The organism is Janthinobacterium sp. SUN176 (genome assembly GCF_030587335.1).
In the GTDB taxonomy this organism is placed as follows: domain Bacteria; phylum Pseudomonadota; class Gammaproteobacteria; order Burkholderiales; family Burkholderiaceae_D; genus Janthinobacterium; species Janthinobacterium kumbetense.
The window spans coordinates 3,191,254-3,211,892 of sequence record NZ_JAPWIA010000001.1 but is presented as its reverse complement, the minus strand read 5'-3'; the positions used below and the strand labels follow the sequence as shown (position 1 = coordinate 3,211,892).

The 20,639-nt window shown below is 63.6% G+C and carries 24 protein-coding genes; 13 read left to right on the top strand and 11 right to left on the bottom strand.

What is annotated here, in order from left to right; all coding sequences use genetic code 11:
* Positions 1–17 precede the first annotated feature (17 nt).
* The 3 genes from O3299_RS14505 to flgA all read right to left on the bottom strand — a co-directional run bounded on the left by O3299_RS14505 (position 18) and on the right by flgA (position 1,609).
* Positions 18–485, bottom strand: coding sequence for a flagella synthesis protein FlgN (locus O3299_RS14505; protein WP_305062558.1), 468 nt, complete (start codon positions 483–485; stop codon positions 18–20).
* Positions 486–493: 8 nt separating this feature from the next.
* Entirely contained in the window at positions 494–802 is a 309-nt protein-coding gene (flgM, locus tag O3299_RS14500) for a flagellar biosynthesis anti-sigma factor FlgM (protein WP_034787161.1), read from the bottom strand.
* Between the two features lie 111 nt (positions 803–913).
* Entirely contained in the window at positions 914–1,609 is a 696-nt protein-coding gene (flgA, locus tag O3299_RS14495; protein ID WP_099666854.1) for a flagellar basal body P-ring formation chaperone FlgA, read from the bottom strand.
* A gap of 191 nt (positions 1,610–1,800) precedes the next feature.
* Here flgA and flgB point away from each other — a divergent pair, with 191 nt between their 5' ends.
* From flgB to O3299_RS14430, 13 genes are all read left to right on the top strand, one after another.
* Positions 1,801–2,253: a flagellar basal body rod protein FlgB gene (gene flgB, locus O3299_RS14490; protein WP_099666855.1), complete on the top strand. Its 453-nt coding sequence runs from the start codon at positions 1,801–1,803 to the stop codon at positions 2,251–2,253.
* 2 nt (positions 2,254–2,255) lie between these two features.
* Positions 2,256–2,657 carry a flagellar basal body rod protein FlgC gene (gene flgC / locus O3299_RS14485; RefSeq protein WP_071075845.1) on the top strand — a complete coding sequence of 134 codons (402 nt, stop codon included), beginning with the start codon at positions 2,256–2,258 and terminating at the stop codon, positions 2,655–2,657.
* 15 nt (positions 2,658–2,672) lie between these two features.
* Entirely contained in the window at positions 2,673–3,368 is a 696-nt protein-coding gene (locus tag O3299_RS14480) for a flagellar hook assembly protein FlgD (protein ID WP_099666856.1), read from the top strand.
* 53 nt (positions 3,369–3,421) lie between these two features.
* Positions 3,422–4,969 (top strand): flagellar hook protein FlgE, encoded by a 1,548-nt coding sequence (locus O3299_RS14475; protein WP_099666857.1) that lies wholly within the window; start codon positions 3,422–3,424, stop codon positions 4,967–4,969.
* Positions 4,970–5,029: 60 nt separating this feature from the next.
* Positions 5,030–5,773, top strand: coding sequence for a flagellar basal body rod protein FlgF (locus O3299_RS14470; RefSeq protein WP_070253727.1), 744 nt, complete (start codon positions 5,030–5,032; stop codon positions 5,771–5,773).
* A gap of 72 nt (positions 5,774–5,845) precedes the next feature.
* Positions 5,846–6,628: a flagellar basal-body rod protein FlgG gene (flgG, locus tag O3299_RS14465; protein WP_034754070.1), complete on the top strand. Its 783-nt coding sequence runs from the start codon at positions 5,846–5,848 to the stop codon at positions 6,626–6,628.
* Between the two features lie 50 nt (positions 6,629–6,678).
* Positions 6,679–7,329, top strand: a complete 651-nt coding sequence (locus O3299_RS14460; protein WP_077407839.1) for a flagellar basal body L-ring protein FlgH — start codon at positions 6,679–6,681, stop codon at positions 7,327–7,329.
* Positions 7,330–7,331: 2 nt separating this feature from the next.
* A complete protein-coding gene (locus O3299_RS14455; RefSeq protein WP_099666858.1) occupies positions 7,332–8,447 on the top strand; it encodes a flagellar basal body P-ring protein FlgI in 1,116 nt (371 codons plus the stop codon).
* Between the two features lie 10 nt (positions 8,448–8,457).
* A complete protein-coding gene (flgJ, locus tag O3299_RS14450; protein ID WP_289898654.1) occupies positions 8,458–9,384 on the top strand; it encodes a flagellar assembly peptidoglycan hydrolase FlgJ in 927 nt (308 codons plus the stop codon).
* Between the two features lie 88 nt (positions 9,385–9,472).
* The gene (gene flgK, locus O3299_RS14445; RefSeq protein ID WP_305052927.1) at positions 9,473–11,440 is read left to right on the top strand and encodes a flagellar hook-associated protein FlgK; all 1,968 of its coding nucleotides are present in this window, start codon (positions 9,473–9,475) and stop codon (positions 11,438–11,440) included.
* A 51-nt stretch (positions 11,441–11,491) separates the two neighbouring features.
* Positions 11,492–12,733 (top strand): flagellar hook-associated protein FlgL, encoded by a 1,242-nt coding sequence (gene flgL / locus O3299_RS14440; RefSeq protein WP_180278709.1) that lies wholly within the window; start codon positions 11,492–11,494, stop codon positions 12,731–12,733.
* 158 nt (positions 12,734–12,891) lie between these two features.
* A complete protein-coding gene (locus O3299_RS14435) occupies positions 12,892–13,344 on the top strand; it encodes a MarR family winged helix-turn-helix transcriptional regulator (protein ID WP_370385281.1) in 453 nt (150 codons plus the stop codon).
* Positions 13,345–13,392: 48 nt separating this feature from the next.
* On the top strand, positions 13,393–14,652 hold the full coding sequence (locus O3299_RS14430) for an MFS transporter (protein WP_305062556.1): 1,260 nt from the start codon (positions 13,393–13,395) through the stop codon (positions 14,650–14,652).
* A 1-nt stretch (position 14,653) separates the two neighbouring features.
* Here the strand turns inward: O3299_RS14430 and fliR are convergent, their stop codons facing one another.
* The 8 genes from fliR to O3299_RS14390 form a co-directional block, all read right to left on the bottom strand.
* Positions 14,654–15,508 (bottom strand): flagellar biosynthetic protein FliR, encoded by an 855-nt coding sequence (fliR, locus tag O3299_RS14425; protein WP_289903910.1) that lies wholly within the window; start codon positions 15,506–15,508, stop codon positions 14,654–14,656.
* Between the two features lie 16 nt (positions 15,509–15,524).
* Positions 15,525–15,794, bottom strand: a complete 270-nt coding sequence (gene fliQ, locus O3299_RS14420; protein WP_035821365.1) for a flagellar biosynthesis protein FliQ — start codon at positions 15,792–15,794, stop codon at positions 15,525–15,527.
* A gap of 10 nt (positions 15,795–15,804) precedes the next feature.
* On the bottom strand, positions 15,805–16,563 hold the full coding sequence (gene fliP, locus O3299_RS14415; protein ID WP_369812289.1) for a flagellar type III secretion system pore protein FliP: 759 nt from the start codon (positions 16,561–16,563) through the stop codon (positions 15,805–15,807).
* Between the two features lie 7 nt (positions 16,564–16,570).
* On the bottom strand, positions 16,571–17,164 hold the full coding sequence (gene fliO / locus O3299_RS14410; RefSeq protein ID WP_305052923.1) for a flagellar biosynthetic protein FliO: 594 nt from the start codon (positions 17,162–17,164) through the stop codon (positions 16,571–16,573).
* A complete protein-coding gene (gene fliN, locus O3299_RS14405; RefSeq protein WP_034754038.1) occupies positions 17,161–17,595 on the bottom strand; it encodes a flagellar motor switch protein FliN in 435 nt (144 codons plus the stop codon). The genes fliO and fliN overlap by 4 nt, the downstream gene beginning before the upstream one ends.
* A gap of 50 nt (positions 17,596–17,645) precedes the next feature.
* Entirely contained in the window at positions 17,646–18,632 is a 987-nt protein-coding gene (fliM, locus tag O3299_RS14400) for a flagellar motor switch protein FliM (protein WP_034754035.1), read from the bottom strand.
* Positions 18,633–18,638: 6 nt separating this feature from the next.
* On the bottom strand, positions 18,639–19,151 hold the full coding sequence (gene fliL / locus O3299_RS14395; protein WP_099666868.1) for a flagellar basal body-associated protein FliL: 513 nt from the start codon (positions 19,149–19,151) through the stop codon (positions 18,639–18,641).
* Between the two features lie 186 nt (positions 19,152–19,337).
* Positions 19,338–20,639: a flagellar hook-length control protein FliK gene (locus tag O3299_RS14390; protein ID WP_305062555.1), complete on the bottom strand. Its 1,302-nt coding sequence runs from the start codon at positions 20,637–20,639 to the stop codon at positions 19,338–19,340.

Sequence of the window (20,639 nt, the reverse complement as noted above, 5' to 3'; positions counted from 1 at the left end):
GCGTCGAATCAAGGCTGTTAGCCGATGACGACGCGCCGGCTGGCCGTGTTCGTCGTCGGTTGGCCGCTGGGACCGTAGAAATTGCCGCTCTGGGCCGGGGGGCGCATGGCGTTCAGGGCGCCTTGCGTGTGCAGCATGTGCTTGTTGACGAGCAGGCTGTTCAGGCGATTTTGTTCCTTGGCTTCGCGCGTCGTCTCGAGCAGGGCTTTCCACAGGGGCGCCGCGTCGGCTTCATTGGCGCCGACCAGCCAGTCTTCCATGCCCGCTTCGGCCGCCGTGAAACCGGCTGCCGCCAGCGCCTGGTGGCGTTGCGCCGCCAACTGGCTCAATTTTCCTACCAGTGCCGTCTTGCGCGCCGTGAGCTCCGTGATTGCATCGATGTCAGCCGCAACCAGATGCCGCTGTTCTTCTTTCATCAATGCCAGCAATGTGGTCATGAGCTGTTGCTCGTCGCGCAGGCTGGAAAACGGAGTCACTGATTGCATGAGGGAACCTATCTATTTCGTGAGTGCAGCAAGTCCTTGACCGTGTCGAGGAGACCGTCCGCCACTTTTTCTGAGTTGACCTGGAACTGGCCGTCGGCGATCGCGAGCTTGATGCGTTCGACTTTTTTCGTGTCGAACACGGCGCCGCTGCCGGCAGTTGCACTGGCCGCTAATGCCTGTCCTTGCGGCGACAGGCGTACATTGTCCGACGTTGTCGGTGTTGCCTGGGCTTTCTCGGCATTCCGGGCGCCGGAAGTACTCGCGGGCGCCACCGGCAGGCCGGGATTGCTTTTAATGGTGTTATCGGTAATTTTCACAGCGTGATCCTCGTCTGGTCGAAGTCAAAAAACTCCGGGATATGTGTCATTATCGGCACCTTTTGCCGAAACTTTAGTGCGCCAGACCACAATATCGCTGTCCATCCGTGTTTAAAACGCCACCTCCACCAGGCCGCCAGCCCGCGCCACGCCGCTGATCTGCTGGCCGCTCTGCGTGCGTACCTGCACCGTCTGGCCATCGCCGGCGCTGCCAATGGCGCGTCCTTCTGATGCCACCTGGAAACCGTTGCCACTCGAAACGACGCGCACCAGCTGGCCTTGCATCACCACCGGTTTGCGGCGCAGGGTGTCGAGGCGCATCGGCGTGCCTGGCGGCAAGGAAATATTCGTGCTGGCGCCCACGACCTGGGCCATGTCGGTGGCGATGCCTGCCGGCAATGCGGCCAGGTCGCCCTGCATCGTCACCAGCTGGCTGGCGTCGATGGCTTGTCCTTGCGCCAGCGGCACAGCGCTGGCCACGTAGTCGCCGACGACGGCCACGTTGGCTTGCAAATAAATAGTCCAGCTGGAGGGCGCCGTGCAGCGCACGCCGACGGTGGTCTTGCCCCAGGCGCGCGCGCCCGGCGCCATGAACGCCTGCGGCGCGGGGCAGGCAGCCAGGTTCAGGCGCGGATCGACGGCGCCGACGGTGACAGTCACCTTGCCGGGCAAGCCGTTGCTTTGCACTTGCAGGAATTGTTCCACGCTGTTGCGCAGCGCTTCCGGCGTTTGTCGGCCGGCGTTTTGCGCCTGCGCCAGCAGTGGCAGGGCGGCAAAAGCAAAGAAGAAAGCGAGCGGTGTTTTCATGGTGATAGGCCTCTGGAATAGTGCCATGATAGTGCGCGCCGCCCCGTTCGAAGCGCCGATTAAGGGGTAAAAGTACGGTCTGATCCGGCGATGGTCTTGCTGGCGGGCACCTTACTATGTTTCCTGTCATCACTAATCCGCCATCCTTCCGCCATCTCGGGCGCCAGTGGCAGATCTTTCCGGAGCCTGACATGATAGGGAAACTCGACGATTACATGCGCTTCAACGAGACGGCGCTGAGCCTGCGCTCGACGCGCCAGGAATTGCTCGCCTCGAATATCGCCAATGCCGACACGCCCAACTACAAGGCGCGCGACGTCGATTTCGCCGCCGCGCTGAAGGGGGCGATGGCGCGCAAGGATGGCGTGCCGCCGGCCCTGAAGGGCACGGCACCGCAGCATATGCCGGGCAAGGGCGTGGCCGCAGCTGCGGGCGCACCCGGTGGCGGCAAGGTCGAGACCCTGGCCGACGGCACGCCGCTGCTGTACCGCGCGCCGGCCCAGGGCGCCGTCGACGGCAATACGGTCGACATGGATCTCGAGCGCAACGCGTTTGCCGACAATGCCATCCGCTACGAGGCGGCCGTGACGTTCCTCAATTCACAGATCAAGGGCATGCTGACGGCCATCCAGGGAGGACAATAATCATGTCGCTATTTAATATCTTCAATGTTTCCGGTTCGGCCATGAGCGCCCAGGCGCAGCGCCTGAACACGGTGGCCAGCAACCTGGCCAATGCCGACAGCGCCACCAGCGCCACGGGCGAAGCCTACCGCGCCAAGCAGGTGGTGTTCGAAGCCGTGCCCATGGCCAACGGCGCCACGGCCGTCAAGGTGCAGAAGGTGATCGAGGACCCGTCGCCGATGAAGCTGGTCTACGACCCGAAGAATCCGCTGGCCGACGAGAAGGGCTACGTCACCATGCCCAACGTGAATACGGTCGACGAAATGGTCAACATGCTGTCGGCTTCGCGCTCGTACCAGACCAACGTGGAAACCATGAACGCGGCCAAGTCGCTGCTCCTGAAAACCCTCACCCTCGGCCAGTAAGGCTGACTGATCATTATGGCAATCATCGATACGAACACCTCCAAAGTCACCGACCTGATGGCGACGATGAATCCGAAGAAGACGACGGCCGAGGCAGGCAGTGTCGAAGCGGAAACGAACAAATTCCTCACCCTGCTGGTTACCCAGCTGAAAAACCAGGACCCGATGAATCCGCTGGACAATGCACAGCTGACCAGCCAGCTGGCCCAGCTGTCGACGGTGACGGGCGTCAACAAGCTCAATACCACCGTGGAAAGCTTGAAAGCCAGCTACCAGCAAGCCGAATCGATGCAGGCGGCCAACATCATCGGCCATGGCGTCTTGACGGCGGGCAAGGACATCAACCTGAGCAAGAGCGCTGCGCTGCTGGGCGTGGACCTGGCCACGGCCGCCGACAAGGTCAAGGTCGTCATCTACAAGGATGGCAAGGAAGTCCATTCCATCGACCTGGGCGCCCAGCCGGCGGGCACCTTGCCGCTGGGCTGGAACGGTTCCACCGCCGACCTCGACAAGGATGGCAAGCCGGTCGTGCTGGCCGACGGCGCCTACACCTTCGCCGTGGAAGCGACGCGCGGCGGCACCAAGCTCAAGGATGCAACGGCGCTGATGTTCGGTTCGGTCGCCAGCGTGTCGACGGGCGCCAATGGCGTGAAATTGAATGTGCCGGGCGTGGGCAGCATCACCATGGCCGACGTGAAACAGATTCTGTAAGCCGCTTCCCCTTAGCGTGACCCTCTACCCCTAATTTCTACCAGGAGAACACAATGTCTTTCCAACAAGGCCTGAGCGGCTTGAATGGCGCCGCCAAATCGCTGGACGTCATCGGCAACAACATCGCCAACTCGTCGACCGTGGGTTTCAAGCAGTCGCAGGCCCAGTTCGCCGACATTTATGCCAACTCGCTGTATGGCGTGGGCGGCAACCAGGCGGGGATCGGCGTGTCGGTCTCGCAAATCGCCCAGCAATTCAACCAGGGTAACCTGGAAACGTCGCAAAATCCCCTCGATATCGCCATCAATGGCGGCGGCTTCTTCCGTACCAGCGTCAACGGCGCCATCCAGTATTCGCGCAATGGCCAGTTCCAGGTCGACAAGAGCGGTTTCATCGTCAACGCCCAGCTGGCGCAGCTGACCGGCTATCCGGCCGACGTCAACGGCAAGATCGTCGCCGGCGCCGTCGTGCCCCTGCAGATCGACCAGTCGGACATGAAGCCCCAGGCAACGACCAAGGTCGACACGCAAGTCAACCTCAATTCGAACACGGCCATGCCGACCACGGTGCCGTTCAAGTCGACGGACGACACCTCGTACCACAAGCAGTTCCCCGTCGAAGTCTTCGATTCGCTGGGCAATTCCCACAACATGGCCAATTTCTATGTCAAGACGGGCACCAATACCTGGGATGTCTACTCGGCCATTGACGGCACGGAAGTGACCAGCATGAAGGTTGCGGCCGCCCTGCAGACGGACCCAGCCTCGCTGGCCGCGCGCGCCGCCTACCAGGCCGCCGCCACGGCCGTGCCGCTGGTGCCGGCCAACGTGACGGCCGCCGCCGTCGCCTATGGCAATGCGGTCGGTGCCGCCGTCTCGGCCGCTGCCGCCGCCGCGGGCGCCACGCCGGCGCAACTGGCCGCCATCGCCGCCACCTACGGCAGCGCAGTGCCGAACGGCGTCAACTCGAGCCGCACGCCCGACCAGATCGACGAGGCCATCCGCAACGTGACCGTGGTGCCGGCCGTCAAGACCGGTTCCCTGGTCTTCAACACGGTCGGCAGCCTGGACCGGGCCGCCATGTTGGCCCTGACGCCGCCGCAAACCTTGCCCGTCACCGTCAACCTGCCGATCTTCCCGGCCACGGGCGCGAATGCGACCCTGTCGGTCCAGGTCGATTTCACCAGGTCGACCCAGCTGGGCACCACCACGGCGGAAAAGAAAACGGAAGCGGACGGCTACAAGGCGGGCCAGCTGAGCCAATTCATCGTCGGTGACGACGGCGTCATCCAGGGCCAGTACAACAATGGCAAGACGCGCGCCCTGGGCCAAGTGGTGTTGAGCAACTTTACCAACCCGAACGGCCTGGAGCCGCTGGGCAACAACGCCTGGGTGGAAAGCTCGGCCTCGGGCAAGCCCATCACGGGCGAACCGAAGACTGGCACCCTGGGCAACTTGCGCGCCTCGGCGGTGGAAGTGTCGAACGTCGACCTGACGGCGGAGCTGGTCAACATGATCACGGCCCAGCGCGCCTACCAGGCGAATGCGCAGACCATCAAGACGCAGGATTCCGTCTTGCAGACCCTCGTCAACCTGCGTTAAGAGTAAGGGGAGCGGTTCTTTCGGACTGCTCCCGGCTTTCGTTTTGCACGGAGAAAACACATGGACCGTCTCATCTACACCGCCGGCTCGGGCGCCAAGCACATCCTCGACAAGCAGGCGACCACGGCGAACAACCTGGCGAACGCCACCAGCACGGGTTTCCGTGCCCAGCTCGACTCGTTCCGTGCCGTGCCCGTGGTGGCCGACGGCATGATGCCGACGCGCGCCTTCGTCGTCGATTCGACGGTCGGTTCGGATTTCACGCAAGGTCCCATGCAGCACACGGGTCGCGCGCTCGACGTGGCCGTGGAAAACGGCGGCTGGATCGCGGTGCAGTCGGCCGATGGTTCCGAAGCCTACACGCGCAACGGCGCCCTGAAACTCAATGAAAACGGCATGCTGCAAACGCAGGGCGGGCTGATGGTGCAGGGCGACACGGGTCCCATGGCGATTCCGCCCGGCGTGACGGTGGCCATCGCCAGCGACGGCACGGTGGGCACGATTTCCACCGACGTGCCGCCCGGCCCCTCGACGGTGCTGGGGCGCATCAAGCTGGTCAACCCGCCGGAGCAGCAACTGGTGCGCGGCGACGACGGCCTGTTCCGCCTGAAGGATGGCACGGTGGCGCAGGCCGACCAGGCCGTCAAGCTGACCACCGGTGCGCTGGAAGGCAGCAATGTCAGTCCCGTCGACTCGATGGTCAGCATGATCGCCCTGGCGCGCCAGTTCGAAACGCAAATGAGCTTGTTGAAGAATGCCGAGAATAACGCGGCGAAAGCCACCCAGATCCTCGCTTTGAATTGATGGGGGCCACCGCATAATGGTCGCATAGAAATAGTCTACAGGGCTGGTTAGCGCTGTTATTGGAGAAATATCATGATTCGTTCCCTTTGGATTGCCAAGACCGGCCTGGAAGCGCAGCAAACGCAGATGGACGTGATCGCCAATAACCTGGCCAACGTCAGCACCACCGGCTTCAAGAAGTCGCGCGCCGTGTTTGAAGACTTGCTGTATCAAAATGTGCGCCAGCCGGGCGCGCAATCGTCGCAGCAGACCCAGCTGCCATCGGGCTTGCAGATCGGCACGGGCGTACGCACCGTGGCGACCGAACGCATCCATACGCAGGGCAATCCCCAGGCCTCGGGCAATTCGCGCGACGTGATGGTCAACGGCACCGGTTTCTTTCAGGTGCTGATGCCGGACGGCGCCACCGCCTACACGCGCGACGGCTCGTTCCAGACGGACGCCAACGGCCAGCTCGTCACCTCGGAAGGTTTCGTCATCCAGCCCGCCATCACCGTGCCGACCAATGCGCTGAGCCTGACCGTGGCGCGCGACGGCACCGTGTCCGTCACCTTGCCCGACACTGTTGCGCCATCGCAAATCGGCTCTCTGCAGCTGACCACTTTCGTCAATCCCGCCGGCCTGGAATCGAAGGGCGAAAACCTGTACATGGAAACGGGCGCCTCCGGCGTGGCGCAAACCAACACCCCGGGCACGAACGGCGCCGGCGTGCTGATGCAGGGCTATATCGAGACGTCGAACGTCAACGTGGCCGAGGAAATGGTCAACATGATCCAGACGCAGCGCGCCTACGAGATCAACAGCAAGGCCATCACCACATCCGATCAAATGCTGCAGAAATTGTCGCAACTTTAATTTTCATAGTCGTCATGCCATCCGCCGCCGGATGGCAGCGGAGGTTCGCCATGCAATACCCCATCATCGCCCTGTTGTCCGCAGTCCTGCTGTCCGGCTGCGCCATCACGCCTACGTCCATCGTGCAATATCCCACCACCACGCGCGCGCCGATGCCGGAACCCGTGGTCGTCAACAACGGTTCCATCTACCAGCCGTCGACCTACCGTCCCGCCTTCGAAGACCGCCGCGCGCGCCACGTGGGCGACACCATGACGATCGCCATCACCGAGCGCACGAATGCCGTCAAGGCGGGTGCCAGTTCCGGCAACAAGTCCGGCAGCGTGGGCTTTTCCACGCCGGGCTTCGCCCAGGGCCGTTTCGGCGGCACCGTGGCGGCGAATGGCGCGACGAAATTTGCCGATGGCGACAACCAGTCCGCCAGCAACACGTTTTCCGGCACCATCGGCGTGACGGTGATCGAGGTATTGCCAAACGGAAACTTGATCGTCGCCGGCGAAAAACAGATCGCCATGAACAAGGGCACGGAATTCATCCGCTTCTCGGGCATGGTCAATCCGGACACCATCGGCACGGGCAATGTCGTGCCTTCGACCCAGGTGGCCGAAGCGCGCGTCGAATACCGCACCAACAGCCAGATCGACCGCGCCGAAATGGCGTCGATGGCGTCGCGCTTCTTCCTCAGCCTGTTGCCGTTCTGATCATGGCAACGTCGACCTTTCCCCGCTTTCTCGCCATTTTCGGCCTGGCCATCTCCCTGCTGGCGCCCGTGGCGCAAGCCGAACGCATCAAGGACCTGGCCAGCATCGCCGGCGTGCGCCAGAATCAGCTGATGGGCTATGGCCTCGTCGTCGGCCTCGACGGCAGCGGCGACCAGACCACGCAAACCCCGTTCACCATCCAGAGCGTGGCGGCGATGCTGCAGCAGCAGGGCATCAACTTGCCGCAAGGCACCAGTTTGCAGCTGAAAAACGTGGCCGCCGTGATGGTGACGACGGCCTTGCCCGCGTTTGCCCAGCCGGGCCAGTTGCTCGACGTGACGGTGTCGTCGATGGGCAATGCGAAAAGCTTGCGCGGCGGCACTTTATTGATGACGCCCCTGAAGGGGGCCGACGGCCAGGTGTACGGCATGGCGCAAGGCAACGTGCTGGTGGGCGGCGTGGGCGCGCAGGCGGCCGGCAGTTCCGTCGTCATCAATCACCTGAGCGTGGGCCGCATCTCGGGCGGCGCGACCGTCGAGCGCACCGTGCCTTCGGCGCTGGGCGCCAACAACACCATCCGCCTGGAATTGAACGCCACCGATTTCGCCACCGCCAGCCGCGTGGTCGACGCCATCAACAGCCGCTACGGCGCCGGCACGGCCGCCGCGCTCGACGGCCGCGTGATCCAGGTGCAGTCGCCGAGCGGCAGCGACCAGCGCGTGTCCTTTTTGGGCCAGCTGGAAAGCATCGAAGTCAACCCGGCCCGCCTGGCGGCCAAGGTCATCATGAATGCGCGCACCGGTTCCGTCGTGATGAACCAGTCCGTGACCCTGGAAACGTGCGCCATTTCGCACGGCAACCTGTCCGTCACCATCAATGTCGAGCCGCAAGTGAGCCAGCCGGCCCCCTTGTCGGGCGGGCGCACGGTGGTCACGCAGACGGCGCAGATCGATATCAAGAAGGAACCGGGCAAGGTCATGCTGGTCAAGGGCGGCGCCTCGCTGTCCGACGTGGTCAAGGCCCTCAACGCCATCGGCGCCTCGCCGCAAGACTTGCTGGCCATCCTGCAGGCGATGAAGGCGGCCGGTTCGCTGCGCGCCGAACTTGAAATCATTTGATGGACACGCCATGATCAGTCAAACCGACCTCAGCAATACCGCCGCCTATGACGTGAAAGGCATGGATGGCTTGCGCCAGTCCGCCAAGGCGAAGGACCCCGCCGCCCTGAAAGAGGCGGCCACGCAATTCGAAGCCATGTTCATCAACATGATGATGAAAAGCATGCGCGAAGCCACGCCGCAGGACGGCATCATGGATAGCCAGCAAAGCAAGATGTACACCTCGATGCTGGACCAGCAGACGAGCCAGAACCTGGCCAAGCGGGGCACGGGCCTGGCGGACGTGCTGATCCGCCAATTGTCGTCGTCGAACCAGGCGCTGGCCGCCGATGGCGCCGAAGCGCCGTCGCCCCGTTCCTCGAGCATGGCGCAGGCGCTGGCCGCCTTCCGCCAGCAGCAGGGCGCCCTCGCCGAGGGGGCCGGCAGCGCCGCCGCCAGCGGCAAGACCCTGAGCGACAAGGCCAACGCCACGCAGGCGCCGCACGTGCGCGCCTTCCAGGAAAAGCTGGGCGTGCATGCGGAAGAAGCCAGCCGCGCCACGGGCATCCCGGCCAAGTTCATGCTGGGCCAGGCGGCGCTGGAAACGGGCTGGGGCAAGCGCGAAATCATCAGCCGCGACGGTAGCAGCAGCCACAACCTGTTCGGCATCAAGGCTTCCAGCGACTGGAAGGGCAAGGTCACGGAAGCCGTCACCACGGAATATGTAAATGGCAAGGCGCAGCGCAAGGTGGAAAAATTCCGCGCCTATGACAGCTATGCCGACAGCTTCAAGGATTATGCGCAGTTGATTACCAACAACAAACGCTACGAAAAAGTCCTGGCCAGCGCGGGCGACGCCAGCACCTTCGCCCAGGGATTGCAGAAAGCCGGTTATGCGACGGACCCGAATTACGCTGCCAAATTGACAAAAATCATTAAAAATTCTCTGGTCGGCTGACGCCCCGCCTTGCCCCCGTGCAAGCCGCGCGCTTCAAGTTTTCGCCGCGGCTGCCGTAAATACATTTGACGGTAACCAATAAGACACCATGACTTCGAATCTACTCAGCATCGGTAAGAGCGGTTTGCTTGCAGCGCAGGTGGGCCTGTCGACGACCGGGCATAACATCACCAATGCCAACGTGGACGGTTACAACCGCCAGGTGGTGCTGCAGCAGACGGCGCAGTTCAACAATGCCGGTTATGGCTTTGTTGGCAATGGTACCGAGGTATCGCAAGTCAAGCGCCAGTACGACGGTTTCATGGCGGCCCAGGTGAATGCCGCGCAGTCGGCCACCAGTTCGCTCGACGCGTATTACACGCAGATCACGCAGATCGACAATATGCTGGCGGACCCCACGGCCGGGCTGTCGCCGGCGATGGCCGATTTCTTCAAGGGCGTGCAGGATTTCAGCTCGAATCCCTCGTCCGTGTCGTCGCGCCAGGCATTGTTGTCGAGCGCAAACTCGCTGACGGCCCGTTTCCAGGGCCTCAGCGCGCGCCTGACGGAGATCGGCGACGGCGTCAATTCGCAGATCACGTCGAACGTCAAGGTGATCAATTCCTACGCCAAGCAGATCGCGGAACTGAATACCTCGATTACCAACCTGACCGTGAATGAAAGCAATCAGCCCAACGATTTGCTGGACCAGCGCGACCAGTTGATCACGGAACTGAATAAATACGTCAAGGCAACGGTTCAGCCTGGCGCCGGCAATTCGATTACCGTCTCGATCGGCTCGGGCCAGCCGCTGGTGGTGGGCGACAAGAACTTTGAACTGGCCACCACGCCGTCGCCGACGGACCCGAACCGCCTGGACATCGGCTATGTGACGGGCTCGAGCGTCAGCAAACTGTCGGAAAGCTCCCTCAGCGGCGGCGCGCTGGGCGGCTTGCTGGAATTCCGCAGCGGCAGCCTGGACCGCATCCAGAATTCGCTGGGCAAGGTCGCCATCGCACTGGCTTCCACCTTCAATGAACAGCACAAGCTGGGCCAGGACTTGAATGGCGACATGGGGACCGACTTCTTCAAGTTGCCCGATCCCGTCATCGGCGCCGACTACCGCAACAATGCGACCAGCACGACCGTTCTGTCGGCCAAGGTCAGCGATCCGACCAAGCTGACGGCCAGCGATTATGCCGTCAAGTATGACGGCTCCAATTATGTGGTGACGCGCCAGAGCGACGGCGCGAAAACGACCATCAACCCGTATCCGCAAACCGTGCCGCAAACCATCGACGGCGTGGATTTCTCGATCTCGGGCGCGGCCGCCGAAGGCGACAACTTCATGGTCAGGCCGACGGCGCACGGTGCTTCCGACCTGGCTGTGGCGATTACCGACCGCAACAAGCTGGCCGCCGGCGCACCGATCGTCACGGGCGCGCCCGTCAGCAACACGGGTAGCGGCAAGCTGGGCGCAGGTAGCGTGGACAAGGCATATTTGACGCCAGGCAACGCCTTGACGGGCCCCGTCACCTTGACGTACGACAAGGCGACCACTTCGCTGTCGGGTTTCCCCGCGGGCCAGGCCGTGACCGTGAAAGGCTTGAACGGCGCCACCACCACGTATCCGGCCGGCACGGCGAACATTCCGTACACGGAAGGCGACAGCTTCAGCTTTGGCGGCATCAACGTCAACATGACGGGGGCGCCCGCGCAGGGCGATAAGTTCACCATCGGGCCGAACTCGGGCGGCGTGGGCGACAACCGCAATGCCTCCCTGCTGGCGGGCTTGCAGACGAAAAACATTCTCGACGGCGGCAAGGCCACGTTCCAGGGTTCGTACGCGGAAACCGTCAGTTTTGTCGGCAACAAGACGCGCGAAGTACAGGTCAGCGGCTTGGCCAGTCTTGCGTTGTTGCAACAAACCAGCACGCAGCAGCAAGCCGTCTCCGGCGTCAACCTCGATGAAGAGGCGGCCAATCTGCTGCGCTACCAGCAAGCCTACCAGGCTTGCGGCAAGGTCATGCAGATCGCCAGCACCCTGTTCGACGTGGTCATCGGCCTCGGACGTTAATTATTCAAGCGGCGGCGCCTGGCGTCCGCCGCCATCAGGAAGGGCAGCATCATGCGCATCAGTACAAAAATGATCTATGACGCGGGCAGCACGCAGCTGAACAACCTGCAGGGCGCGTTGAACCGTAGCCAGATGCAGCTGTCGGCGAATCGCCGCAACCTGACGCCGGCCGACGACCCGATCGCCTCGGCGCGCGCGCTGGAAGTGACGCAGTCGCAAACGATCAACACGCAATTCGTGACGAACCGCTCGAACGCCAAGAATTTCCTCTCGCAGGAAGAGCTGGCCCTGGCCAGCACCACCTCGCTGCTCGCCGACGTGCAGGAACTGGTGCTCAAAGCCGGTAATCCGGCCTTGAAGGATGTCGACCGCCAGAGCCTGGCCACGGAACTGCAGGGCCGTTTGACGGACCTGCTGGGCATCGCCAACACGTCCGACAACGCGGGCGGCTACCTGTTCGGCGGCTACAAGTCGACGACGCAACCGTTCAGCCAGACGCCGGGCGGCGCCACCTACGCAGGTGACCAGGGGCAGCGCGAACTGCAAGTGGGCTCGGCCCGCTACCTGGCCACCAGCGATTCGGGCGCGGCCGTGTTCGAGAATAATTTGACGGGCAACGGCAAGTTCACCACGGCGGCCGATCCGGGTAACTTCACGCGCGGCGGCGCCGGCATCATTTCCGGCGGCACCGTCACCGATCCCACCAAGTTGACGGGGCACAAGTACTCGATCGATTTCCAGGTGACGGGCACGGGCACCGCCGCCGTCACGACCTATACCGTGACGGACGTGACCCTGGGCCAGACCATCCCGAATCCGGCCGTGCCGGTGGCCTACAAGTCGGGCGACGCCATCAACTTTGACGGCCAGCAAGTCAATGTCGCGGGCAAGCCGGCCGACCTGGACAAATTCACCCTGGAGCCCAGCAGCAAGGAATCGATCTTTAGCACGATTACCAACCTGATCGGTGTGCTGGGCCAGCCGGCCTCGGGCGACGCGGGACAGGCGCGCCTGACGGCCGGTCTGAACGCGGCACACGACATCCTCGATACGGCCTATGACAACGTGCTGTCGGTGCGCGCGGAAGTCGGTTCGCGCCTGAAGGAACTCGACACGCTCGACAGCGCCGGCGACGACCTCGACCTGCAGTATGCGAGCACCCTGTCGGGCTTGCAGGACCTGGACATGGTGAAGGCGATTTCCCTGTTCAGCCAGCAGCAGATCACCCTGCAGGCGGCGCAGAAGTCGTTTACCTCGATCTCGGGCCTGTCGCTGTTCAATTACATCAGCTAAGCGGGCCGCATCGCAGGCTGGCCGGCAAGCCGGGGCAGGGAGGAGATCTCCCGCCCCGGCTTTTTTGCATCCGCAAGATGGCCGTTCTGGCAAGATATGCAGGCAAACTGTGCAGTCTACCTGCATATCTGGTATAGTGGAGGCCGTTGATCCACTACATGACTGCCATGACCACCCCGCAAGAAGACCACGAACAAGTTCTGCAACTGGCCGGCGAATTGCGCATCCTGGTCGGCAAGCTGCGCCGCCGCCTGCGCGAAGAGGCGCACCTGGGCGATGTCAGCATGTCGCAGGCATCCGTGCTCAGCCGTCTTGAACGCGACGGCCCCGCCACGGCCAGCAGCCTGGCGCGCGCCGAAGGCATGCGGCCCCAGTCGATGGCCGCCACCGTGCTGGCGCTGACGGAGGCGCGGATGGTGACGGGGTCGCCCGACCCGGCAGACGGACGCCAGACGATATTGACCCTGACGGACAACTGCCGCGCCTGGATCGCGGCCAGCCGCGCCGCGCGCGAAGACTGGCTGGCGCGCACCATTGAAACCCGGCTCACGCCGGACGATGTCACCGAACTGAACCACGCGGTGGCATTACTCAAACGCTTGGCGGAGTGATCCGCTGAATTTTCCACCACGACCCCGGCAAGGAGCCCGCACGCCCAGATGAACAACACATTCCGTTCGCTACGCATACCCAATTACCGTATCTGGGCCGGTGGCGCCCTCGTGTCGAATATCGGCACGTGGATGCAGCGCACGGCGCAGGATTGGCTGGTGCTGAGCGAATTGACGCAGCACAATGCCAGCGCCGTCGGCATCGTCATGGCCTTGCAATTCGGCCCGCAACTGCTGTTGCTGCCGCTCACTGGCATGGCGGCCGATTTGCTCGACCGCAGGAAATTGTTGCTGTGTACGCAGGCGGCCATGGGCTTGCTGGCGCTGGGCCTGGGTTTGCTGTGCATCAGTGGACAGGTAGCACTGTGGCACGTGTATGTGTTTGCTTTCCTGCTGGGCTGCGTGACGGCCTTCGATTCGCCCGTGCGCCAGACTTTTGTTGCCGAAATCGTCGGCGAGGAAGACTTGACGAATGCCGTGGCGCTCAATTCCACCTCGTTCAATGCGGCGCGCATGCTGGGTCCGGCCGTGGCCGGCTTGCTGATCAGCAGCGTCGGCAGCGGCTGGGTCTTCATCATCAACGCCGTCTCGTTTGCCGCCGTGATCGGTTCGCTGTTGCTGCTGCGCGTGGAATTGCTGCGCCGCGCGCCGCGCCTGAAGGCCACGCGGGCCAGCCTGGGCGACGGCTTCCGCTACGTGCGCCAGCGGCCCGACCTGATGGCTATTTTGCTGATGCTGTTCCTGATCGGCACCTTCGGCCTGAATTTCCCCATCTTCCTGTCGACCATGTCCGTGACGGCCTTCCATGCGGGCGCGGGCCAGTATGGCGTGCTCAGTTCCGTGATGGCTTGCGGCTCCGTGGCCGGCGCCCTGCTGGCGGCCGGGCGCGGCCAGCCCACGCTGGCCTTGCTGCTGGGGGCGGCTGCGCTGTTCGGCCTGGCATGCGCGCTGGCCGCCGTGATGCCCAATTATTGGCTGTTCGGCATGATGCTGGTAGTCATCGGCATCGCCGCGCAAACCTTTACTACCAGCGTCAACAGCAGCGTGCAACTGTCGACGGCGCCCGCCATGCGGGGCCGGGTCATGGCCATCGTGCTGGCCATCTCGGCGGGCGGCACGCCGCTGGGCGCGCCCATCGTGGGCTGGGTGGCCGACACCTTCGGCCCGCGCTGGGCGCTGGGCATAGCCGCCTTGTCGGGCCTGGCGGCGGCGCTGGTCGGCGTGCGCTACCTGGTCAAACATCACCAGTTGCGCCTGAACGTCGACGTGCGGCGCTGGCGCGCGGCGCTGAGCAGCGACCCGCAGTGAGTCAGCGCGCCGGCGCGGCCGGCGCCGGGGGGCGCAAGGGATTCGGCGGCGCGGGCGGCGGCGGCCGGTCGCGCGTGGCGAAGCCGCGCGGCAGCAGGCGCGCCGTTTCTATGCCGCGCAGGAACATGTTCTGGAAGGGCGTGGCCAGGTAGGGCAGGACCATGCTGATCACCAGCAAACCCACGCCCAGGGTGACGGGAAAACCGATACCGAAGATGTTCAGCTGCGGCGCGGCCCGCGTCAGGATGCCCAGGGCTACGTTGGTCAGCAGCAGGGCGGCGATGATGGGCAGCGAAATTTGCAGGCCGGAACGGAAAATTTCCCCACCCCACGCCGCCAATTGCTGGAAGCCGCCGCCGCTGATGGGGCTCGATGAAATCGGCAGGCTGACGAAGCTTTCCGCCAGGGCCGCCAGCAAGACCAGGTGGCCGTTGACGGTCAAAAACATCAAGGTGGCCAGCATGACGAGGAACTGGCTGATGGCGGAAGACCTGCCCTTGGTTTGCGGATCGAAGAACGAGGCGAAGCCCAGGCCCATGGTGAGACTGCTGATTTCGCCTGCCATTTCGATGGCGGAAAACACGATGCGGATGGAAAAGCCCATGGCCAGGCCCACCAGCATCTCTTGCGTGAGGATCAATAAACCGGGCAAGGACATCGGGTTGACGGCAGGCAAGGCCGGCACGGTGGGGGCGATGATCATGGCCAGCAGGGCGCCCAGGCTCACCTTCACGGTGGCCGGCACGGCCGCGTTGCCGAACAGGGGGGCGGCCGCGATCAGGCCGAGGATGCGGCTAAGCGGCCACAGCAGTGCTGCGATCCAGGTATTGAGTTCGATGCTGGACAGGGTCAGCATGGCAACAAGCGCAGCACTAGCCCACCAGGTTCGGGATGCCCGTGAAGACCTGGCGCATGTAGTCGAGCATGACGGACAGCATCCAGGGGCCCGCCACGACGAGGGCGACGAAAATGCCGACCAGCTTGGGGATGAAGGACAGGGTCGCCTCGTTGATCTGCGTTGCCGCCTGGAAAATACTCACGATCAAGCCGATGATGAGGGCGACGAGCAGCATGGGCGCGGCCACCATGAGGGTGATTTCCATCGCATGGCGGCCCAGGGTCATGACGCTTTCGGGTGTCATCGTATTTCCCCTAGTAAAAACTCTGAGACAGCGAGCCCAGCAGCAACTGCCAGCCATCGACCAGCACGAACAGCATCAGCTTGAACGGCAGCGAAATCGTTGCCGGCGACATCATCATCATCCCCATCGACATCAGCACGCTGGCGACCACCATGTCGATGATCAGGAACGGGATGAAGATGGCAAAGCCGATCTGGAACGCCGTTTTCAGTTCGCTGGTGACGAAGGCGGGCACGAGGATGCGCAGCGGCACGTCTTCCGGACCTTGCAGGGCCGGCGAGCGCGACATCTTGGCAAACAGGGCCAGGTCGGCCTGGCGCGTCTGCTTGAGCATGAAGGTTTTCAGGGGATCGACGCCCTTGTCCATCGCCTGCTGCATGGTGATCTTGTTTTCCTGATAAGGAAGATAGGCATCCGTATAAATCTTGTCGAACACGGGCCCCATGACGAACAGGGTCAGGAACAGGGCCAGGCCCACCAGCACCTGGTTCGGCGGCGCCGATTGCGTGCCGATGGCCTGGCGCAGCAGGGACAGCACGATGATGATGCGCGTAAAGCAGGTCATCATCAGGAGGGCCGCCGGCAGGAAGGTGAGCGACGTCATCAGGATGAGCGTCTGCACCGGCAACGAATAATTCTGGCCTCCGCCCGGGGCCGGCGTGCTGTTGAAGGCCGGAATGCCCGGCTGGGCCATGGCCCACAGCGGCAAGGCCAGGGCGGCGGCCGCCAGCAGCCAGGTCAGGGGAGTCTTCAAGGTGGACCACGCCATCTGCTGCTTATTTCCCATTGCGTTTTTCGATGGTCTGTTTCAGCCACTCGGAAAAATTGGCGGCCGCGGGGCCGTTTTGCGCCGTGGCCAGTTGCGGCAAGTCGCCTTCCTGGCGCGGCATGGTGGCCAGCGCGTTGATCCTGCCGGGCGAGGCGCCGACGACGATCCACTGGTCGGCCACTTCGACGAGGACGATGCGTTCGCGTCCGCCCAGGTTGAGCGAGCTGACGACGCGCATCTTGCTGTTGCCGCCCATGACCTTGGGGCCATAGCGCTTCATGAACCAGGCCAGGCCGATCAGGAGGGCCAGCACGAACACGAGTGCGAAGATGGTTTGCAGCAAGCTGCCGGCCGAGCTGGTCGGCGCCATCGTCATCGCTGCGCCGGGCGGCATGGCGGGCAGGGCGGCGGCAGGCGCGGAGGCCGGCACCGCCGTTGCAGCCGAGGCGGCCGGCGCCGTGGCGGCTGGCGGTGCCTCGCTGGCCGCCGCGACGGAAGCGCTGGCGGCGCTGGCCGCCGGCGCCGATGCCGGTTCGGCGTGCGCGATGCTGCATGCCGCCAGGAACGGCAGCACAGTGGAAATCAACAGGCCAGGCTTCATTTATTCAATTTTCGGATGCGTTCGGAAGGCGTGATGATGTCCGTCAGGCGGATGCCGAACTTGTCATTCACCACCACCACTTCGCCCTGGGCGATCAGGCAGCCGTTCACCAGCACGTCCATCGGTTCGCCGGCCAGGCCGTCGAGTTCGACCACGGAACCCTGCGCCAGTTGCAGCAGGTTCTTGATGGCGATCTTGGTGCGGCCCAGTTCGACCGTCAGCTGCACGGGGATATCGAGGATGAAATCGATATCGTTGTGCGTTTCCGACTTCGATGCCTGCTTGGAAAAGTCCTTGAACACGGCGGCGCTGGCCGCGCTGGCCGTATTGGCGGCCTGGTTCTGCAGCGCTTCGGCTTCCGCCTTGGCCTGCTCGGCAATGGCCGCGCCCCAATCGTCTTCCGCGCTTTGGTCGTCTTGGTTGTCAGACATGTGTTTCTCCTGTTGTACAGATGCGGGCCGCAGCGCGACCCGTATATTTCTTAATGGTTGTTCATGTTATCGGCATTGGCGAGGAGTTTCTCCACCTTCAGCGCATATTGTCCGTTCAACACGCCGTACGTGCAATCCATCACGGGCACGCCGTCGACGGTGGCGGCGATCAGTTCGGGAATATTCAGCGGGATGATGTCGCCCACCTTCATGTTCAGGATTTCATCGAACGACACGCGCGCCGTGCCCAGCGAAGCCACCAGCTCGACTTCGGCGATCTGGATCTGCTGCGTCATCAGGCGGATCCAGCGCTTGTCCACTTCCAGCGCCTCGCCCTGCAGGCTCGAGGTCAGCGAATCGCGGATCGGCTCGATCATCGAATACGGCATGCAGAAGTGGATTTGTCCGGAAACGGAGCCCAATTCCACCGTAAACGTGGACGCCACCACCACCTCGTTCGGCGTGGCGATGTTGGCGAACTGCGTGTTCATTTCTGAACGGATATATTCGAACTCGACGGGGAAGACCGGCTCCCACGACTTGGTGTACGCTTCGAAGACGATGTCGAGGATGCGCAGGATGATGCGCTGCTCCGTCTGCGTAAAGTCGCGTCCTTCGACGCGCGTATGGAAGCGTCCGTCGCCGCCGAACAGGTTGTCGACCAGCAAGAACACGAGGCCCGGATCGAAGACCATCAGGGCCGTGCCGCGCAGCGGCTTCATGTGCACCAAATTCAGGTTGGTCGGCACCACCAGGTTACGGATGAACTCGCTGTATTTCGACACGCGCACGGAACCGACCGACACTTCGGCGCTGCGGCGCAGGAAGTTGAACAGGCCCACGCGCAGCAGACGGGCGAAACGCTCGTTGATAATTTCCAACGTTGGCATCCGGCCGCGCACGATGCGCTCCTGGGTTGCCAGGTTGTAGGTACGAACTCCCGTGACATCTTCCGGCGCCTGCGCGTCGTCCTGGTCTCCGTTGACGCCCTTCAGAAGGGCATCGACTTCTTCCTGGGAGAGGAAATTATCGGCCATGGCTGCTTATTGAATGATGAATGCGGTAAATAATACGTCCGTCACGTCCTGCTCCGGCCCTTTGTCCTCGAACGGCTGGTTCACCTGATTGATGATTTCGGCCGCCAGTTGCTGCTTGCCTTCCACGGTATTGAGTTCGGACGCCTTCTTGCCGGACAGCAGCAGCAATAAACGGCTGCGCACTTTCGGCATGTTGACCTTGATCAAGTCCATTTCTTCCGGGCTGCTGGCCTGCAAGGTAAACGCGATTTGCAGGTATTGCTCGCCATTTTCCGGCTGCAAGTTGACGGTGAAGGCATCGATGGGCACGAAGACGGGCGGACCTGCCTTGGAAGCGGCATGTTTTTTCTTGCTGGGCGCCGATTCTTCTTTATCGGCCTTGCCATGCAGGAAGTACCAGGCGGCACCGCCACCGATACTGCCAGCCACCAGCACCGAGGCCAGCACGATGATCAGAAGCTTCTTTTTCGAGGCGCCGGCGGGAGCCAGGCCTGCATCTGCTTTCGGATCTGCTTTCATTTTTGGATTTGCTTTCAATGGTACTCGAGTGCATGGAAGTGGATCACGACGCCATTATGTCATTATCGGCAAATTCTGCGCAGAAGGATGCAGTGAAAAGAGGGCGGAAGCGCCCTCAACTCGCTGTTTTTAGACGAAAAGTTACGTCAGGGGGCGCGCCAGCGGCTGGCGGACGACGAATTGTCCTCAGGCAAAGGTATCCACGGCACTCAGGCTGGGCCGGCTGCGCCCGCCTGCCGCCGGCGCGATGGCGGTCTCGCCACCCGTTACGCCGCCGCCCTGGCCATTGCCACGGCGTCCGCCCGAGGCTTCCCGGTTACCCTGGTCCTGCTGTTCCGGCGTGCCGGCCGAGACGGTGGCGCTGCCAAAGGCGATGCCCGCTTCGCTCATCATCTCGCGCAGGCGCGGCATGGCCGCTTCCAGCGCCTGGCGTACTTCCGGCTGGGCCGACATGAAGGCGGCATCGGCCTGGTCGTTGGTGACTGTCAGTACCACTTGCACAGGTCCCAGGTCGGGCGGATTCAAGGTCAGGGTGGCGCTCTGGTCGCCGCCGGCCGCCATCCACACGACTTTCTGTCCCAGCTGCTGGTCCCAGGCCGGCGTGCCGACCCGGCCCGTCAGCTTGTCGGCCGGCACGGCCACGGCGGCAGCGGCCTGCTGCAGCGCACCCGGCTGCAATTGGGCCGCCAGGCGGCTCAGGTCGGCAGGTGTTTCCTTGAGAATCGGTTCGGCCACGGCGGCGCCCGCCTTGGCGGTGGCAGCCAGCTGGGCGTCGATGGCCAGCTTGCCAGGTTCGGCCTTGCCGGTTGGCACGCTGGCGCCCGGTGTGGCGGCCGCCTTGCCTTGGGCTTGGCCCAGGCTGTCGGCAAAGTCGCCGCCGTCGGCTTGCGCGATGACGGTGGCGGCAGCCTTGCCGCTGCCCTGGCCCGCTGCCAGCAAGGGCCCTGCGGCCAGGTTCTTGCCGTCGGCCTTGACGCTGGCGCGCGCGGGCAGTTCCGGCACGGCCTTGGCGGCTGCCGCCGGCGGCTGGATGGCCAGCTGGATGCTGCCTACCAGGGCCAGCATCTCGGCGGCCGGATCGGCTGGCGGCGCGACTGTCGCGGTGGCGTTGTCGGCGGGCACGCTGGCCTCGGCCGGGGCGCTGGCGTTGTCGGCGGTGGCGGGCGCGGCCGCCTCGCTGGACTGCGCTGGCGGCGGTTCGCTGCTGGCCGCCTGTTCGGTACCCGTCTGCGCCGGCTTCGCTTCGCTCGCTGGCGCCTGGGCTGGAGCCTGCGTGGCCGCGGGGCTGGCAGGGCGGACCGCCGGCGCAGGCGCTTGTACTTGCGCCTGCGTCATATTGCGGCTGGCCTGGCGTTGCTCGATCTGGCGGTTCAGGGTGCGCTGGAAGTCGCCCGCCGTGCCGCTGGTGGTCGGCTGGCTGCGGTTGGCGGCGCCCGGCGTGGCGTTCGGCGAGATAATCTGGGAAATCGGTGTTGGCTGGGTTTGCAT

Coding starts and splice junctions, on each gene's coding strand:
- O3299_RS14505 (WP_305062558.1), bottom strand. CDS start 485: ATGCAATCAGTGACTCCGTTTTCCAGCCTGCGCGACGAGCAACAGCTC.
- O3299_RS14480 (WP_099666856.1), top strand. CDS start 2,673: ATGGCAATCATCGATACGAACACCTCCAAAGTCACCGACCTGATGGCG.
- fliM (WP_034754035.1), bottom strand. CDS start 18,632: ATGGCCGATAATTTCCTCTCCCAGGAAGAAGTCGATGCCCTTCTGAAG.
- O3299_RS14475 (WP_099666857.1), top strand. CDS start 3,422: ATGTCTTTCCAACAAGGCCTGAGCGGCTTGAATGGCGCCGCCAAATCG.
- O3299_RS14455 (WP_099666858.1), top strand. CDS start 7,332: ATGGCAACGTCGACCTTTCCCCGCTTTCTCGCCATTTTCGGCCTGGCC.
- flgC (WP_071075845.1), top strand. CDS start 2,256: ATGTCGCTATTTAATATCTTCAATGTTTCCGGTTCGGCCATGAGCGCC.
- flgA (WP_099666854.1), bottom strand. CDS start 1,609: ATGAAAACACCGCTCGCTTTCTTCTTTGCTTTTGCCGCCCTGCCACTG.
- O3299_RS14460 (WP_077407839.1), top strand. CDS start 6,679: ATGCAATACCCCATCATCGCCCTGTTGTCCGCAGTCCTGCTGTCCGGC.
- fliN (WP_034754038.1), bottom strand. CDS start 17,595: ATGTCTGACAACCAAGACGACCAAAGCGCGGAAGACGATTGGGGCGCG.
- O3299_RS14390 (WP_305062555.1), bottom strand. CDS start 20,639: ATGCAAACCCAGCCAACACCGATTTCCCAGATTATCTCGCCGAACGCC.
- O3299_RS14470 (WP_070253727.1), top strand. CDS start 5,030: ATGGACCGTCTCATCTACACCGCCGGCTCGGGCGCCAAGCACATCCTC.
- O3299_RS14435 (WP_370385281.1), top strand. CDS start 12,892: ATGACTGCCATGACCACCCCGCAAGAAGACCACGAACAAGTTCTGCAA.
- flgL (WP_180278709.1), top strand. CDS start 11,492: ATGCGCATCAGTACAAAAATGATCTATGACGCGGGCAGCACGCAGCTG.
- flgK (WP_305052927.1), top strand. CDS start 9,473: ATGACTTCGAATCTACTCAGCATCGGTAAGAGCGGTTTGCTTGCAGCG.
- fliL (WP_099666868.1), bottom strand. CDS start 19,151: ATGAAAGCAGATCCGAAAGCAGATGCAGGCCTGGCTCCCGCCGGCGCC.
- O3299_RS14430 (WP_305062556.1), top strand. CDS start 13,393: ATGAACAACACATTCCGTTCGCTACGCATACCCAATTACCGTATCTGG.
- fliO (WP_305052923.1), bottom strand. CDS start 17,164: ATGAAGCCTGGCCTGTTGATTTCCACTGTGCTGCCGTTCCTGGCGGCA.
- flgJ (WP_289898654.1), top strand. CDS start 8,458: ATGATCAGTCAAACCGACCTCAGCAATACCGCCGCCTATGACGTGAAA.
- flgB (WP_099666855.1), top strand. CDS start 1,801: ATGATAGGGAAACTCGACGATTACATGCGCTTCAACGAGACGGCGCTG.
- flgG (WP_034754070.1), top strand. CDS start 5,846: ATGATTCGTTCCCTTTGGATTGCCAAGACCGGCCTGGAAGCGCAGCAA.
- fliQ (WP_035821365.1), bottom strand. CDS start 15,794: ATGACACCCGAAAGCGTCATGACCCTGGGCCGCCATGCGATGGAAATC.
- fliP (WP_369812289.1), bottom strand. CDS start 16,563: ATGGCGTGGTCCACCTTGAAGACTCCCCTGACCTGGCTGCTGGCGGCC.
- fliR (WP_289903910.1), bottom strand. CDS start 15,508: ATGCTGACCCTGTCCAGCATCGAACTCAATACCTGGATCGCAGCACTG.